The sequence below is a fragment of the Roseomonas sp. OT10 genome, from assembly GCF_020991085.1.
Lineage (GTDB): Bacteria > Pseudomonadota > Alphaproteobacteria > Acetobacterales > Acetobacteraceae > Roseomonas > Roseomonas cutis.
Genome location: NZ_CP087719.1, coordinates 2,842,316 through 2,858,480 on the forward strand (window position 1 = coordinate 2,842,316; position 16,165 = coordinate 2,858,480).

Below are 16,165 nucleotides of genomic sequence, written 5' to 3' on the forward strand. Positions count from 1 at the left end.
GAGGCCACCGGGCGGCGGCCGGTGCGGGCGGGCGTCACCCAGCCGCGGCCACGCGGTTGCGGCCCCCGCGCTTCGCCTCGTAGAGCGCGGCATCCGCCGCCGCGACCAGGCCGGCCACCCCCGCCTCCGCCCCGCCGGGGCGCGGCATGGCGGAGGCCACGCCCAGGCTCGCCGTCACCACCCCCCAGGGCGGATTGCCGGCATGCGGCATGCCGGCCGCCTCCACGGCGGCGCGGACGGCCTCCGCCACCTGCAACGCATCGGGGGCGGCGGTATCGGGCAGGATGGCGGCGAACTCCTCGCCGCCATAGCGTGCCGCGAGGTCGCCCGGCCGGCGCAGGGACCGCGCGATGGCATCGGCCGCGACCCGCAGGCACTCGTCGCCCTCCGGATGGCCATAGGTGTCGTTGAACACCTTGAAGCGATCCAGGTCGAGGAGGAGCAGCGACAGGGGGCGGCCCTCCCGCGCGGCGCGCGACCATTCCCGCGCCAGCGCCTCGTCCAGCCCGCGCCGGTTCGTCAGGCCGGTCAGCCCGTCCGTGCTGGCCAGCGTCTCCAGCGCGGCCTCGGCCGTCTTCCGCGCGGTGATGTCGCGCACCATGGCCACCGCGCCGTCCTGGGCGCCGGTCGTCGGGTGGTGCACCTTGCGCAGAAGGGTTTCCACCCAGATCTGACGCCCGTCGCGGCGCCGCATGCGATAGACGAAGGTGCCCTCCTCCTCCCGCCCGGCGAGCAGCGCCTCGAACCGCTCGCGGACGGCCGCGGCATCCTGGGGATCGACATTGTCGAAGGCGGAGCGCCCCAGCAGCACCTCCGGCCGCTTGCCGAGCAGGGCCTGCGAGGCGGGCGAGACGTAGCGGCGGCGCCAGTCGGGGCCGAGCCGCACGATCATCTCGCTCGAACGCTCCGCCAGCAGCCGGAACTCCGCCTCGCTGTCGCGCAGGGCGCGGTGGGCCGCCTGCCGCGCCCGGGCCAGCGACGCCAGCCGCAGGCCGAGCGCCCCGATGACGATGGCCACCAGCACCGTCGTCGCCGCGCGCGAGGCAGTGCTGACGCGCCACTTCTCCAGCGTCCGGTCGGCGGAGGCGCCGATCACGACGTAGAGCGGATAGCCCGGCGTGCGGAAGACGGAATAGACCCTCTCGCCATCCGGCGAAGGGCCGATGTCCGGCGCCTGGCCGGGCGCCGCGGGGTTCATCCGGGCGCGCAGCCAGTCGCCATCCTTCAGGCCGCCCGCCGCGTCCGCGGGGTCGTAGGGATGCAGGACGAGGGCGTCGCCCCGCTCGTTCATGCCGGCGATGACGCCATCCTCGCCGACATCGAGATCCGCGTGGATCTTAGCGAGGCTGTCGCCGCGCAGCCCGGCCATGACCACCCCGGCGAAGCGGCCCTGCGCATCGGACAGGCGGCGCGAGAAGGTGACCATCCAGGTGCCGAGGAAGGAGCTCCAGACCGGCAGGGCGATGTGCAGGCCCGACTCCGGCGTGTCCCGGTGGTAGCGGAAGAATTCCTGCCCGGATTCGTTCGCGCCCACCGGCGCCTGGTTCAGCGAGCTGGCGACGACCTGGCCATCCTGGTCGAGGACGACGACCACGTAGTTCTTCTCCAGCGGCCCCATCGTCTCGGTGAGGCGGCGGTCCACCCGGTCCCGCAGCCCCAGCCCCTTCCCCGTCTCCTGCAGCTCGTCGACCAGGCCGGCGAGCAAGGTGTCGGTCAGGCTGGCGGTGGTGCCCATCCGCCCCGCCAGGGCCCGGGCCAAGTTGTCCGTGCCGGTCTCCACCTCCTCCAGATGCGCCCGGCGGTCGTTCCAGGCGTGCCAAGCCTCCGTCCCCAGCAGCGCCGCGCAGCCGATGACGGCATAGGCGACGGCCCGGAAGCTCATCGAACGGAAGGGGCGGCTTGCCGGCTCCGGCATGCGGGATTCCTGACCAGGCGGAAGGCCGGGGCGATGCCCCGCAGTTGCCCGGGCTGGGCCGGGGCGCAGCTTCCCGCGCGACGGCTCCGGCGGCAAGGCGGACCAGCCCGCTGCACCCCGCCCGGCGCGCCCCCCCGGACCGCCCGCGCCGAGGCGGAGAGGCTACCCCTCCGCCGCCAGCCGCGACGCGGCGATCGCCTCCTCCACCCGCAGCGCGGCGTCCAGCGCGGCGCGCCCCACCGCCCCGTCCGCCTCGACCGGCGCGCCGTCCAGGCAGGCGGCGGCGAAGGCGGCGTGCTCCGCCTCCAGGCTGTCGCGGTCCTGCCAGGAGGCGTGCGCGCCGCCGAAGCCCGGAAGCTGCTCCAGCGCCTCGCCCTCGCCCTTGCGGACGACGTGCAGGGTGCGGGCGAGGAAATCCATCTGGAGGTAACCCTCGCTGCCGAACAGGCGCAGCCGGCGCTCCATCTTCAGGCTGACGCGGCTCGCGGTCAGCGTCGCCACGCCCCCGTTGCCGAACCGCAGCCGGGCATTGGCGATATCCGTCCGCTGCGAGGCTACGTTGGCCCCCACCGCATCCACCCCCACCAGCGGCGCGCCGAAGACCATCAGCGCGAGGTCCAGGTCGTGGATCATCAGGTCCAGCACCACCGGCACGTCCAGTGAGCGCGGGCGGAAGGGGGCGATCCGCACCGCCTCCAGATACAATGGCTTCCCGACCCGGGCGGCGATCCCGCCCCCCTCCCGCATCGCCGCCATCCCGGCGGAGAATCGTTCGAGCTGCCCGACCTGGAGCACCCGGCCCTTGGCGGCGGCCAGGGCGATGAGGGCATCCGCCTCGGCCAGGGTGGCGGCGATGGGCTTCTCCACCAGCACGTGCTTCCCCGCCTCCAGCGCGGCGGTGGCCAGCCCGGCGTGGTAGGCGGTGGGGGCGGCGACGATCAGCGCGTCGGCGGCGGCGATCAGCGCCTCGGCCGGCAGGGCGGGGGCGCCGGCCTCCGCCGCCACGGCGGCGGCCCGGGCGGGGTCGGCATCGGCCACGCCCACCAGCTCGGTGCGGGCACCCTTGGCCGCCTTCAGCGCGTGGAACCGCCCGAAATGCCCCACGCCCAGCACGCCCAGCTTCAGCCGCATGGTCCTTCGGCCCTCCTTGGCCTTCCTGGGACCGGGCTCTAGAGCGGATCGCCCCCGGCGGGAACCGGCCCCGCCGCGCGGTGGGGGCGACGGCCCGGTTTCACTCCGCGACTCGCCGTCGCTTGCATCGCCGGCCCCCTCACAGCATCTTCCGGCCCGCCCGACCCCGACCTGGCTACGCCAGGGGGTCCAACCAGGGGATGCCTGCCCGGACATGCTGTACTTCGCGCGGTGGAAGGTTGCCGCGATCCTCGGCGTCATCGCGCTCGGTATCCTGCTCTGCCTTCCCAACCTCCTGCCCCGCTCCGTCCTGCCGGACTGGGCGGCGCACCGCCAGATCTCGCTCGGCCTCGACCTGCGCGGCGGCTCCTACCTGCTGCTGGAGGTCGATCTGGACGCGGTGGTGCGCGACCGGCTGGAGGCCCTGGCCGACGGCGCCCGCACCCGCTTCCGCACCGGCAACATCGGCTATACCGCCATCGCCTCCAGCCCCGGCGACCGCCGCCTGACCGTCCGCCTGCGCGACCCCGCCCAGGCCGAGACCGCGGCGGCGCAGCTGCGCGAGCTGGCCAACCCCGTGCCGCTGGGCACGGGGGGCGTGACCGGACCGGACATCGACGTGGCCACCGCCCCGGACGGCACGGTCACCGCCACCCTCTCCGATGCGGGGCTGCGCGCCCGCGCCACCGGCGCGGTGGAGCAGTCCATCGAGATCGTCCGCCGCCGCGTGGACGAGACGGGCGTGGCCGAGGCGCTGGTCGCCCGCCAGGGGCAGAACCGCGTCCTGGTCCAGCTGCCGGGCGTCGAGGACCCGAACCGGCTGAAGCAGCTGCTCGGCCGCACCGCGCGCATGACCTTCCACCTGCTGGACGAGAACGCCAACCCGCAGGCCACCGTCCCCCCGCCGGGCACCCAGTTCCTGATGGGCGAACGCGACGGCCAGCGCTATGCCGTGCGCCGGCAGGTGGCGGTGGACGGCGCCAACCTCTCTGACGCCCGCGCCGGGCAGGACCCGCAGACCCACCAGTGGGTGGTGAACTTCACCTTCGATTCCATCGGCACCCGCCGCTTCGCCGACATCACCCGGGCCAATACGGGCCGGCCCTTCGCCATCGTCCTCGACGACAAGGTGATCACCGCCCCCGTCATCCGAGAGCCGATCACCGGCGGCCGCGGCCAGATCAGCGGCCAGTTCAACGCGGCCTCGGCCAACGACCTCGCCGTGCTGCTGCGCGCCGGCGCCCTGCCCGCGCCGCTGACGGTGGTGGAGGAGCGGACGGTCGGGCCGGAGCTGGGGGCGGACGCCATCCGCGCCGGTCTGCTGGCGCTGATGACCGGCACGCTGCTGGTGCTGGCCTATATGGGCCTCGCCTACGGGCTGTTCGGCTGGTTCGCCAACATCGCCCTGCTGATCAACCTGATCCTGATGGGCGCGGCCATGTCGCTGCTCCAGGCGACGCTGACCCTGCCCGGCATCGCCGGCGTGGTGCTGACCCTGGGCACGGCGGTGGACGCGAACATCCTGATCAACGAGCGAATCCGCGAGGAGGTCCAGGCCGGGCGCTCGCCCGTCCAGGCGCTGGAGGCGGGGTTCAGCAAGGCCTACGCCACCATCGTGGACAGCAACCTGACCAACCTGATCGCCATGGCCTGCCTCTACGCCTTCGGTTCCGGGCCGGTGAAGGGCTTCGCCATCACCGTCACCATCGGCACGATTGTCCACCTCTTCACCGCCACGACACTGGTCCGCCTGATGATCTCCTGGTGGTACCGCTCGCGCCGCCCGCGCGAGCTGCCGGTCTGAGGGAGGACCGCCATGCTCCGCCTGCTCTCCCGCCCGCTCTTCCGGGTCGTCCCCGACGGCACGCGCATCCGCTTCATGCGCGGCCGCTACATGGGGCTGATCGTCTCGCTCCTCCTCTCCACCGCCTCCCTGATCCTCGCCTTCCATCCGGGGCTGGAGAAGGGCATCGACTTCAAGGGCGGCATCCTGATGGAGGCCCGCACCCCCGCCCCCGCCGATCTGGGCCAGATCCGCGCCGCGGTGGACCGGCTGGGCCTCGGCGAGGCAGGCGTGCAGGAGTTCGGCGACGCCAACTCCGTCCTGCTCCGCCTGCCGGTGCAGGGCGAGGAGGCGCAGACCCAGCAGGCGGTGAACCGCGTCCGCGCGACGCTGGAGCAGCTCGCCCCCGGCACGCGCATCGTGCGGGTGGACGCGGTGGGCAACCGCGTCTCGGACGAGCTGTTCCTGAACGGGCTCTACGCCCTCGGCTTCTCGCTGCTGGCGATGCTGATCTACATCTGGTTCCGCTTCGAGTGGCAGTTCGCCGTCGGCGCGGTGACCACGCTGATCCTCGACACCACCAAGGCGGTGGGCTTCCTCGTCGTCACGGGGATCGAGTTCAACCTGACCACCGTCGCCGCCATCCTGACCATCATCGGCTTCGGCGTGAACGACAAGGTCGTGGTCTATGACCGCGTGCGCGAGAACCTGCGCAAGTACAAGACCATGCCGCTGCGCGACCTGATCGACCTGTCGATCAACCAGACGCTGAACCGCACCGTCGGCACCTCCGCCACGCTGCTGCTCTCCGCCCTGCCGCTGGCGCTGTTCGGCGGCGACGCGCTGTCGGGCTTCGCCTGGGTGACGCTGTTCGGCATCGTGGTGGCGACCTCCTCCTCGATCTTCATCGCCGCCCCGCTGCTGCTGTTCCTGGGCGAGCACCGGCTGCGCCGCGAGGTCCAGGCGCGGCCCGCGGCGGCGGCGAACAAGCCCGCCGCCTCCCGCCCGTAGGAAGGCGGCGGGCGATGCGGACGGGACGGCGCGGCACCCTCCTTGGGCTCGGGGCGGTGGGGGCGGCCCTGCTGGCGCCGCGCGCGCCCGCCCGGGCGGCCCCGACCGTCACCCTGCTGGTCCCAGGGCCGGAGGGCGGGTCCTCCGACCAGTGGCTGCGTGCCTTCGCCCCCTTCCTGGAGCGGCACCTGCCCCGCCGCTCCGTCACCGTCCTGGCCCGGCCCGGAGCGAACGGCCTCGCCATGCTGCGGGAACTGGCCGAGGCCCGGCCGGACGGGCGGCTGCTCGGCTACATCCAGGCGCCGGAGTTCCTGACGCGCGCGGTCGAGCAGGGCGAGGCGGACCTGCTCTCCCGCCTGCGCTTCCTGGGTGCCGTGACCGAGGAGCCGCTGGTCCTCGTCACCCCGCCCGGCACGGAGCTGGCGGCGCTGCGCGCCCTGCCCTCCCCCGGCGTGCTGGGGCTGCCGCCGCCGAACTCCGTGGCCGCGCTGGCGGCCACGGCAGTGATCGGCCCGCTCAACCTGTCCGCCCTGCACTTCCCCTCCGCCGCCGCGGCGCGGCAGGCGGCGCTCTCCGGCAATGTCAGCGCGGCGCTGGTGCGGCTGTCCGATGCCATCGCCGCGCTGCGGGACGGCAAGCTCTCCGCGCTCGGCCTCTCCGGCGAGCAGCGCAGCCCCCTGCTGCCCGAGGCGCCGACCCTGGCGGAGCAGGGCCTGCCGCTGCGGAGCACGTCGCGGCGGGGCTTCGTCCTGCCGGCGGGGATCGCCGAGGATCAGGCGCGCCCCCTGACCGAGGCTCTGCGCCAGGTGGTCGAGGACCCGGAATTCGCCGCCCAGAGCCAGGCGACCGGCCTCTTGCCGTCCTATCTGGATGGCGCGGCCTGGACCGCCGCCGTGCAGGGCGACCTGGCGGCGCTGCAACGCCGCTGGGTGGCCGAGCCCTGGACCCCGCGGCCGGGCTGAGCGGGCCCCGCCGGCGGTCCATGAGTCGTGCAGCCGCCACAGCCCCGCCCGGCGGCGGCGGGCGCTTGACCCCCACCGGCCGCCCTCACCATAACTAGCGCCATGCTCCGGCGGGTCCTTCACGCGCGAATTACCGGCCCGGCCCTCGTCTGAGGGCCGGCACCCCGACGCGACCCCCCCTTGCGCGCCCCCTGCCCGCGCCTCCGGCCCGCCCTTCCGCTTCGGAACCGCCCGCCGGACGCGCCTTCCGGAAGAGCCCCCGAAGACCGCCATGACCGACGCCACGACCGAGACGACCCGCCCCACGACAGACTGGCGCGGCTCCGTCTTCCTCCCGCGAACCCCCTTCCCGATGAAGGGCGACCTGCCGAAGCGGGAGCCGGACTGGCTGGCCCGCTGGCAGCGGCTGGGGCTGTGGGACCGGCTGCGGGCGGAATCCGCCGGCAGGCCGAGCTTCGTCCTGCATGACGGCCCGCCCTATGCGAACGGGCCGCTGCATATCGGGCACGCGCTGAACAAGATCCTGAAGGACGTCATCAACCGCGCCGCCCAGATGTCCGGGCGCGACGCGAACTACGTCCCCGGCTGGGACTGCCACGGCCTGCCGATCGAGTGGAAGGTCGAGGAGGAGTACCGGAAGAAGGGCCGCGACAAGGACGCCGTGCCGGTGCTGGACTTCCGCGCCGAGTGCCGCGCCTATGCCGCCCACTGGCTAAACGTGCAGCGCGAGGAGTTCCAGCGCCTGGGCGTCTTCGGCGACTGGGCGGGGCGCTACGCGACCATGGACCTGTCCTCCGAGGCGGTGATCGCGGGCGAGATCGGCAAGTTCCTGCTCAACGGCTCGCTCTACCGCGGCCTGCGCCCGGTGATGTGGAGCCCGGTCGAGAAGACCGCGCTGGCCGATGCGGAGGTCGAGTACCACGACCACACCAGCCCGACCCTGCACGCGCTGTTCCCGGTGGTCTCCGCCGCAAAGGGCGAGCTGGACGGTGCGCGGGTGGTGATCTGGACCACCACCCCCTGGACCATGCCGGGCAACCGCGCCGTCGCCTATGGCGAGGAGATCGACTACGCCCTGCTGCATGTGGACGCGGTGGCGGAGGGCTCGCTGCTCCGCCCGGGCCTCACCCTGCTGGTGGCCCTGCCGCTGCTGCCCGCCTTCGCCAAGGAGACGGGGCTCGCGGCGCATACCGTCCGCCGCGTGCTGAAGGGCAGCGAGCTGGCCGGGACGATCCTGGCGCATCCGCTGCGCGGCTGGGCCGGGGCGGCCGGCGGCTACGACTTCGACGTCCCCCTGCTGCCGGGCGACTTCGTCACCGCCGATGCGGGCACGGGCTTCGTCCACATCGCCCCCGGCCATGGCGAGGACGACTTCAACCTCGGCCGGATCTTCGGCCTGCCCGTGCCGGAGACGGTGGCCGATGACGGCACCTACACCGTGCAGGCGCCGGGCTTCGCCGGCCTGCACGTCTTCAAGGCGCACGAGGCCGTCTGGGCGGCGATCGCCTCGATGGGCAACCTCGCGGCCAAGGGGTCGCTGGTCCATTCCTACCCGCATTCCTGGCGCTCCAAGAAGCCGGTGATCTTCCGCGCCACCCCGCAGTGGTTCATCGCCATGGATGACGGCAACGCCATCCGGGAGAAGGCGCTGGACGCCCTCTCGCGCACGCATTTCGTGCCGGAGGCGGGGCGCAACCGCCTGACCTCGATGATCGCGGCGCGGCCGGACTGGTGCATCAGCCGCCAGCGCGCCTGGGGCGTGCCGATCCCCGTCTTCGTGGACAAGCGCACGGGCGAGCCGCTGCGCGACGCGGCGGTGATCGAGCGCGTGGTCTGCGCCTTCCGTGAGGAGGGGGCGGATGCCTGGTACAAGCCGGGCGCCGCCCAGCGCTTCCTGGGCAACGACCGCAACCCGGACGACTACGAGCAGGTGATGGACATCGTGGACGTGTGGTTCGAGTCCGGCTCGACTCACGCCTTCACCCTGACGCCGGAGCGCGGCCTGCCCTTCCCGGCCGATCTCTACCTCGAAGGCTCGGACCAGCACCGCGGCTGGTTCCACTCCTCCCTGCTGGAGAGCATCGGCACGCGCGGCGTGGCGCCCTTCAAGGCGCTGCTGACGCACGGCTTCACGCTCGACGAGTCCGGGCGGAAGATGTCGAAGTCGCTGGGCAACGTCACCGCGCCACAGGAGGTGACCAAGAAGTACGGCGCCGACATCCTGCGCCTGTGGGTGATGAACGCCGACACCACCGAGGACCAGCGCATCGGCCCGCGCATCCTGGAGCAGACGGCGGAGCTGTACCGGCGGCTGCGCAACACGCTGCGCTGGCTGCTGGGCAACCTCGACGGCTTCTCGGATGCGGAGCGGGTTCCCCACGCCGAGCTGCCGGAGCTGGAGCTCTGGGTGCTGCACCGGCTCGCCGAGCTGGATGCGCGGCTACGCCAGGCGGTGGCCGACCATGACTGGACGGGGGTCTACCCCGAGATCCACGCCTTCTGCGCCGCCGACCTCTCCGCCTTCTACTTCGACGTGCGCAAGGACAGCCTCTACTGCGACGCGGCGGACAGCCCGCGGCGCCGCGCCGCCCGCACCGTGCTGGACGCGCTGCACCGCTGCCTGACCACCTGGCTGGCCCCCGTCCTTCCCTTCACGGCGGAGGAGGCCTGGCTGGCCCGCTTCCCCGCCGAGGACGGGTCGGTGCACCTCGAACCCTTCCCCGACATCCCGGCGGAGTGGCGCGACGACGCCCTGGCGGCGAAATGGGCGCGGGTGCGGGAGCTGCGCGGGCTGGTGACGGCCGAGCTGGAGAAGGCCCGCGCCGCCGGCACCATCGGCTCCAGCCTGCAGGCCGCGCCGACCCTCGCCGTGCCCGCGGAGGAGGCGTCGCTGCTGCCGCCGGAGCTGTGGGCGGAGGTCTGCATCACCTCCGGCTTCACCCTGGAACCGGCGGATGCCCCCGCGGCGGCCTTCGCCCGGGCCGAGGGCGAGAAATGCGCCCGCTGCTGGCGCGTCCTGCCCGAGGTCGGGAGCGGCCGCCACGCCGATCTCTGCCTGCGCTGCGACGCGGCGGTGCCGGCCAGCGGGGCACAGGCGGCATGATCCGCCCCGGGCTGCTGACCGCGTTGCTGGTGCTGGTCGCCGACCAGGCCAGCAAGTGGTGGATGGCCACGGTCATCGGCCTGCCCCAGGTCGGGCACGTCCCGCTGATCGAGGCCGGGCCCTTCTCGCTCGACCTCACCATGGTCTGGAACCGGGGCGTCACCTTCGGCCTGCTGGCGGGCGACGCCCCCTGGCACGGCTGGGCCCTGGCCGGGCTGGCCCTGGTGGTGGCCGCCGTGCTGCTGCGCTGGATGGTCCGGGCGGAAACCCGCTTCGTCGCCGTGGCGCTGGGCGCCGTCATCGGCGGGGCGGTCGGCAACGTCATCGACCGGCTGCGCTTCGGGGCGGTGTTCGACTTCGTCGATGCCTCCGCCTGGGGCTGGCACTGGTACGTCTTCAACGTGGCCGACGCGGCCATCGTGCTGGGGGTGCTCGCCCTGGTGGCGGATGCGCTGTTCCGCTCGCCGCCCGTCAAAGACCCCTCGACCAAACCCGACGCCGTGTCTAAGGAGCCGGCATGATGCGCGCCTGCCTGATCGCCGTCCGCTCGGCTGCCGTCCTGGCCCTGCCGCTGGCCATGGCCGCCTGCGGCCAGGACACCGCCCGCACCCTGGGCTTCACCCGCGACGCCCCGGACGAGTTCCAGGTCGTCACCCGCGCCCCCCTCTCCATGCCGCCCGCCCTCGGCAACCTGCCCCCGCCCCGCCCCGGCGCGGTCCGGCCGCAGGAGCTGACGGCGAGCCAGTCGGCCGAGAGCGCCCTGGTCCCCTCCGCCGCGCTGGAACGCCGCGGCGGCGGCACCCAGTCCCGCTCCGAGGCCTCGCTCGTCGCCCAGGCCGGCGGCGGGCGCCCGGTGGATGATTCCATCCGCCGCGTGGTGGACGAGGAGAGCCTGCGCCTCGACCGCCCGAACCGCAGCCTGACCGACCGGCTGATGTTCTGGCAGGACCCGCCGCCGCCCGGCACCGCCCTCGATCCGCAGCGCGAGAGCCAGCGCCTGCGGGAGAACGCCGCCCTCGGCCGCTCGCCGGGGGATGGCGAGACGCCGGTGATCCAGCGGCGCCAGCCCGGCCTGTTCGAACGGCTGTTCTGACCCGCCCCTGACCTCCCGGCCGCCGCTCCCGCCGCCTATGCTGGCGGGGCGGAACACCGGGAGCGGGACATGCGCGTGATCGTCGTGGGCGCCGGAATACTGGGCGCCAGCGCCGCCTATCACCTGGCCAGGGCCGGGGCGAAGGTCGTGCTGCTGGATGACGCGCGGGAGGGCCGGGCCACCGCCGCCGGGGCGGGGATCGTCTGCCCCTGGGCCTCCGCCAACGAGGACCCCGACTGGTACGCCATCGCCGCCGGCGGCGCGCGCTTCTACCCCGGGCTGGTGCAGGCGCTGGCCGATCTCGGCGAGGCCGACCTCGGCTACCGCCGCGTCGGCGCCCTCTGCGCCCCGGGGGACGAGGATTCGCTGGAGATCGTCGAGGCCCGGCTGCGCGCCCGTGCCGTCGAGGCCCCCGAGGCCGGCGAGATCACCCGCCTGCCGCCCGAAGAGGCGCGCGCCCTCTTCCCCGCCCTGCACCCCGACCGCGCCGCGATCCATGTCGCCGGCGGCGCCCGGCTGGACGGCCGCCGGCTGGCCGCGGCGCTGCGCCGCGCCGCCGTCCACCACGGCGCCATCGAGGGTGGCGAGGCCACGGCCCTGACCGCCTGGGGCGAGCGGGTGACCGGTGTGCGCGTCGAGGAAGGCCCGGTCTTCGAGGCCGACGCCGTGCTGCTCGCCGCCGGGGCCTGGGCGCCGCCGCTGCTGGCGCCGCTCGGGCTGCGGCTGGACGTGCCGCCGCAGCGCGGGCAGATCGCGCACCTCGCCCTGCCCGGCCAGGACACGTCGCACTGGCCCGTGCTGCTGCCCGGCACCAGTCACTACCTGCTGGCCTTCGACGATTCCCGCGTGGTGGTCGGCGCGACGCGTGAGACCGGCTCGGGCTTCGACCACCGCCTCACCGCCGCCGGCGTCCACGAGGTGCTGGGCCAGGCCCTCGCCGTCGCCCCCGGGCTGGGCCACGCGACGCTGCTGGAGGTGCGGATCGGCTTCCGGCCGATGAGCCCGGACGGCAAGCCCCTCCTCGGCCCGGTGCCGTCGCGTCCGGGACTGTGGATCGGCAATGGCCTGGGGCCGAACGGGCTGACCCAGGGCCCCTTCGCCGGGGCGCTGCTGGCGGACGCCATCCTGGGCCGGCCGACAGCGCTGGGCCTCGCCGCCTACGACCCGATGCGCGCGATGCGCTGAGGCACGTCGCGCCCGTGACCCTCAGAGAGAGCCCCGTCCCCCCCTACGACGGACGGCGCGATGCCCTGATCCGTGCCAACTCGAGGTGCAGCCCGTTCCCCGGGGACAAGGCTCCGCCTCGCCCCCGTACCCCCACTCCGCCAGGACCCTGCGGGCCCTGGACCCGATCAGTGCTGCCGCGGGACAGCCTGCGACGGGGTCGAGGCGCCGAGGAGCCAGGCTCCTCGGCGGGACCGGCCGCCGCTCTCGCGGACGCCCTCTGAAGCTTTTTCAGAGTCCCCCCCTGTCCACGCGTCGTCAGGGTTCAGCCCGCAGGCTGACGCCACCATACGGAACCAATTCCCAGCGGGGTCCGGGGCCCGCTTGTGGCCCCGGCGGAGGGGGGTCCGGGGGCGAGGCAGCGCCTCCCCCCGGTCCGGCGCCCGAACCCACCTTATGGCGCGGCCTCCTCGCCCCGCCGCAGCACCAGCATCCGCGCCGCGCCGTGGGCGCGTTCGGCCAGGAGGTCCCAGCCAGGGAGTGCCGGTGGCGCTTCGGCCTTGCCGAGTTCCAGGCAGGCGACCGCGCCCGGCGCCACCCAGCCGGCGCGTTCCAGCGCGGGCAGGGCGGCGGCGGTGAGGTCCTGGCCATAGGGCGGGTCGAGGAAGAGCAGGCCGCAGGGGGCATCGGCGCGAGGGGGCTTGCGGGCATCCACCGCCAGCACCCGCGCCTCCGCCCCCAGCGCGGCGAGGTTGGCGCGCAGCGCGGCCAGGGCTGCGCGGTCGTTCTCCAGGAAGGTGGCGCGGGCGGCGCCGCGGGAGAGCGCCTCCAGCCCGAAGGCGCCCGTGCCGGCGAAGGCGTCCAGCACCACGGCGCCCTCCACCAGATCGCGCCCGCCCCAGGGCGCGTGCCAGAGCATGTCGAACAGTGCTTGGCGCACGCGCTCCGCGGTGGGGCGGGTGGAGGGGCCGGGCGGTGCCTGCAGGGCGCGGCCGCGCCAGCGCCCGGCGATGATCCTCACGCCGGGATCGGCTGCAGGACCCGGCGCTCCCGCGACGCGAGGCGGTCCAGCGCGTCGCCCAGCACCAGCGCGCGGAAATGCGGCGCCTGCTGGTGGGCGAGGAAGGCCGCCTCGTCGTCATAGACCTCGTAGATGACGAAGCGGTGGTCGTCCGCCGCGTCGCGGTGCGCGACGTACTGGCGGCAGCCGGGCTCGTCCCGCCGCACCGCCTCGGCCACGCGCGCGAGGAGGGAGGCGACGGCCTCCGCCTCGCCGGGCCTGGCCTGCCACAGGGCAAGGATGACGTAGCCGCCGGCCATGGCGCTCACTCCTTCATCTTCCGCTTGGCCCCCCAGGGGGTGCGGTAGGGATCGCCCGCCGAGCGGGCGCGCGGCGGGCGGGCGCGCTTCTCCGCGGGCCCGGCGGGCTCCTCCTCCCCGGCCGTCCGGTCGCGGCCGCGCACCACGCGGGGCGGGGCGTCGAGGCCGAGCTGGTCGCGCATGACCTTGGCGTTGACCTCCTCCACCGCGCCCTTGGGCAGGTTGCCGAGTTGGAAGGGGCCATAGGCCGTGCGGATCAGCCGCGTCACCTGAAGGCCGAGATGGGCCAGCACGCGGCGGACCTCGCGGTTCTTGCCCTCGTGCAGCGCCACCGTCAGCCAGGCATTGGTGCCCTGGCGGGAATCCAGCCCGGCCTGGATCGGGCCATAGGCCACGCCCTCCACCGTGACGCCGCGCGCGAGCTTCGCCAGCGCCGCCTCGTCCACCCGGCCATGGACGCGGGCGCGGTAGCGGCGGATCCAGCCGTTGGCGGGCAGCTCCAGCTTCCGCGCCAGCGCACCGTCATTGGTCAGCAGCAGCAGCCCCTCGCTGGTCAGGTCCAGCCGCCCGACCGAGATCAGCCGCGGCAGGCCGGGGGGCAGGCGCTCGAAGACCGTCGGCCGGCCCTGCGGGTCCTTGTGCGTGGTGACGAGGCCGTCCGGCTTGTGGTGGCGGAACAGCCGGGTGCGCTCCGGCGCGGCGACCGGCCGGCCGTCCACCGTCACCGCGTCGCCCGGCTGGAGGAAGGTGGCGGGGGTGGCGACGACCCGGCCCGCCATCTTCACCCTTCCCTCGGCGATCAGCGCCTCGGCGGCGCGGCGGCTGGCGATGCCGGCGCGGGCCAGGAAGCGGGCGATGCGCTCGCCGCGCGCGGGGTCCTCCGCCTCCTCCTCGCCGGCCGGTTCGCCGGGGCCATCGCCCAGGGGGACGTCGGACACGGTCTGCGCGGCGGCGAGGCTGGCGGCCTCCTCGGTCCGGGGCATGGCAGGGGCGGGGCGTCGCGGCGCACGCGGCTTCGCGGCGGGGCGCGGCGGATCGAGATGCTCTACCGCCGTCTGCGCGGCGGCGAGGCTCGCGGCCTCCTGTGGCGGCGGGGCGGGGGGCTCGGCGCCGCGCGGCGAATCCACCGGGGCCTGTGCCGTGGCGAGGGCCTCCGCCCCCGCCTTCGGGCGCCGACGGCGGGGCTTGGCGGGATCGGCCGGGTCGCTCATGCCGGCACCGCCTCGCCCCGCTTCGCCACGCCCGCGGCCGTGGCGCCAGGCATGGAGGCGCGGCAGGCAGCGACGAAGGCGGCGAGGATGTCGCCGTCGCGCGGGTCCACCCCGTATTCCGGATGCCACTGCACACCCAGGCAGAAGCGGTAGCCGGGGTGCTCGATCGCCTCCACCACCCCGTCCGGCGCGGTGCCGGAGACGATCGCGCCGCGCCCCGGCCGGGCCACCGCCTGGTGGTGCGCGCTGTTCACCGACAGCGTCGCGGCCCCCCCGGTCACGCGGGCGAGCAGCGTGCCCGGCTCCACGCGCACTTCGTGGCCCGGCTCCGTGCGGGGATTGGGCTGCTCGTGCGCCAGCGCGTCGGGAATGCTGTCCGGGATGTGCTGGATCAGCGTGCCGCCGAGCGCCACGGCAAGAAGCTGCTCGCCGCCGCAGATGCCCAGCACGGGGATGTCGCGCGCGAGCGCGCCGCGCAGGACCGCCAGTTCGAACGCCGTCCGGGTCTCCTTCAGCGTCACCGTCGCATGCCGCTCCGCCGCGCCGTAGAGCGCCGGGTCCACGTCGAAGGCGCCGCCCGTGACCACGAGCCCGTCGAGCCGGTCGAGGTAGGCGTCCGCCAGTTCGGGAAGGTGCGGCAGGGCGATGGGCAGCCCGCCGGCCGCCGCGATGGCCGAGAGGTAGTTCTGGCGGATGGCGTACCAGGGCAGCTTCGACCAGCCGCCGGCCTCCTCCGCATCCAGGGTCAGGCCGATCAGGGGGGGCCGATCAGAAGGGGGCGAGGTCATCCTGGTTTGGTAGGCGGGTGATGGGCGGCGGGCAAGCGGGACACAGGGCCCGCCGGCGGGTGGCTGACGCGGACGCCGCTCTCCGGCCGCGTCGCAGCATGGGAGGAACCTCTCCTTGCGGAACCGGCGCCTGCGATGGGCGTCGTTGCTTATGTGGCATAGCAGATCGTCACGCCCACGCGGCCCAAGCAAGCACCGCCGCGCACCGCGCGGGTCAGGCGCCGTCCCGGATGTCACCCCGGATGTCACCCTGGGCCTCGTAGGCCCGCCTTGCCGCGACGATCCGGCGGTGATGCGTGTCGGCCCATCGCACCAGCCCCCGCATCGGGTCGAGGAAGGAGCGGCCCAGCTCCGTCAGCGCGTAGTCCACGCGCGGCGGCACCTCCGCGAAGACGGTGCGGCGGACGAAGCCGTCCTGCTCCAGCCGGCGCAGAGTGCGCGACAGCATCTGCTTCGAGATGTCGCCGATCCCGCGCAGCAACTCGTTGAAGCGGCGCGTGCCGCCCTCCAGCTCGTGCAGCACCAGCAGGCTCCACTGGTCGCCGATCCGGTCCAGCACGTCCCGGATCGGGCAGGGCTGTCCGGGCGGTGGCTCCGGTTCGGTCATGCACTCTCCCCCCATGGTCACATGGGCCTGACCCGGTCACGCCGCGATGACGTCTTGTGGCCCTCTGTCGGGGCCCA

General features: G+C 74.5%; 13 protein-coding genes and 1 pseudogene. 7 read left to right on the plus strand and 7 right to left on the minus strand.

The window, feature by feature from the left end:
• Nucleotides 1-34: 34 nt before the first annotated feature.
• Nucleotides 35-1,915 (minus strand): diguanylate cyclase, encoded by a 1,881-nt coding sequence (locus tag LPC08_RS13020; protein WP_230448672.1) that lies wholly within the window; start codon nt 1,913-1,915, stop codon nt 35-37.
• Between the two features lie 162 nt (nt 1,916-2,077).
• Nucleotides 2,078-3,046, minus strand: coding sequence for a Gfo/Idh/MocA family protein (locus LPC08_RS13025; protein WP_230448673.1), 969 nt, complete (start codon nt 3,044-3,046; stop codon nt 2,078-2,080).
• Between the two features lie 214 nt (nt 3,047-3,260).
• Between LPC08_RS13025 and secD the strand changes: the two genes are divergently transcribed.
• The 7 genes from secD (at nt 3,261) to LPC08_RS13060 (ending at nt 12,183) form a co-directional block, all read left to right on the plus strand.
• The gene (secD, locus tag LPC08_RS13030) at nt 3,261-4,850 is read left to right on the plus strand and encodes a protein translocase subunit SecD (RefSeq protein WP_230448674.1); all 1,590 of its coding nucleotides are present in this window, start codon (nt 3,261-3,263) and stop codon (nt 4,848-4,850) included.
• Nucleotides 4,851-4,862: 12 nt separating this feature from the next.
• The gene (secF, locus tag LPC08_RS13035) at nt 4,863-5,840 is read left to right on the plus strand and encodes a protein translocase subunit SecF (protein WP_230448675.1); all 978 of its coding nucleotides are present in this window, start codon (nt 4,863-4,865) and stop codon (nt 5,838-5,840) included.
• Between the two features lie 14 nt (nt 5,841-5,854).
• Nucleotides 5,855-6,802, plus strand: coding sequence for a tripartite tricarboxylate transporter substrate-binding protein (locus LPC08_RS13040; protein ID WP_230448676.1), 948 nt, complete (start codon nt 5,855-5,857; stop codon nt 6,800-6,802).
• Between the two features lie 271 nt (nt 6,803-7,073).
• Nucleotides 7,074-9,905 (plus strand): isoleucine--tRNA ligase, encoded by a 2,832-nt coding sequence (gene ileS / locus LPC08_RS13045; RefSeq protein ID WP_230448677.1) that lies wholly within the window; start codon nt 7,074-7,076, stop codon nt 9,903-9,905.
• The gene (lspA, locus tag LPC08_RS13050; RefSeq protein WP_230448678.1) at nt 9,902-10,426 is read left to right on the plus strand and encodes a signal peptidase II; all 525 of its coding nucleotides are present in this window, start codon (nt 9,902-9,904) and stop codon (nt 10,424-10,426) included. The genes ileS and lspA overlap by 4 nt, the downstream gene beginning before the upstream one ends.
• Nucleotides 10,423-10,998, plus strand: coding sequence for a DUF3035 domain-containing protein (locus LPC08_RS13055; protein WP_230448679.1), 576 nt, complete (start codon nt 10,423-10,425; stop codon nt 10,996-10,998). The genes lspA and LPC08_RS13055 overlap by 4 nt, the downstream gene beginning before the upstream one ends.
• A 69-nt stretch (nt 10,999-11,067) precedes the next feature.
• Nucleotides 11,068-12,183 carry an NAD(P)/FAD-dependent oxidoreductase gene (locus LPC08_RS13060; protein ID WP_230448680.1) on the plus strand — a complete coding sequence of 372 codons (1,116 nt, stop codon included), beginning with the start codon at nt 11,068-11,070 and terminating at the stop codon, nt 12,181-12,183.
• A gap of 433 nt (nt 12,184-12,616) precedes the next feature.
• Here the strand turns inward: LPC08_RS13060 and rsmD are convergent, their stop codons facing one another.
• From rsmD to LPC08_RS13085, 5 genes and pseudogenes are all read right to left on the minus strand, one after another.
• Nucleotides 12,617-13,183 (minus strand): 16S rRNA (guanine(966)-N(2))-methyltransferase RsmD, encoded by a 567-nt coding sequence (rsmD, locus tag LPC08_RS13065; protein ID WP_230448681.1) that lies wholly within the window; start codon nt 13,181-13,183, stop codon nt 12,617-12,619.
• Nucleotides 13,180-13,482: a putative quinol monooxygenase gene (locus tag LPC08_RS13070; protein WP_230453074.1), complete on the minus strand. Its 303-nt coding sequence runs from the start codon at nt 13,480-13,482 to the stop codon at nt 13,180-13,182. Before LPC08_RS13070 ends, rsmD begins: the two co-directional genes overlap by 4 nt.
• A gap of 167 nt (nt 13,483-13,649) precedes the next feature.
• Nucleotides 13,650-14,405, minus strand: a pseudogene (locus tag LPC08_RS13075) (pseudouridine synthase); the annotation flags it as partial.
• A gap of 284 nt (nt 14,406-14,689) precedes the next feature.
• A complete protein-coding gene (locus LPC08_RS13080; RefSeq protein ID WP_230448682.1) occupies nt 14,690-15,481 on the minus strand; it encodes a gamma-glutamyl-gamma-aminobutyrate hydrolase family protein in 792 nt (263 codons plus the stop codon).
• A 214-nt stretch (nt 15,482-15,695) separates the two neighbouring features.
• Nucleotides 15,696-16,088, minus strand: coding sequence for a winged helix-turn-helix transcriptional regulator (locus LPC08_RS13085; RefSeq protein WP_230448683.1), 393 nt, complete (start codon nt 16,086-16,088; stop codon nt 15,696-15,698).
• Nucleotides 16,089-16,165: the final 77 nt, after the last annotated feature.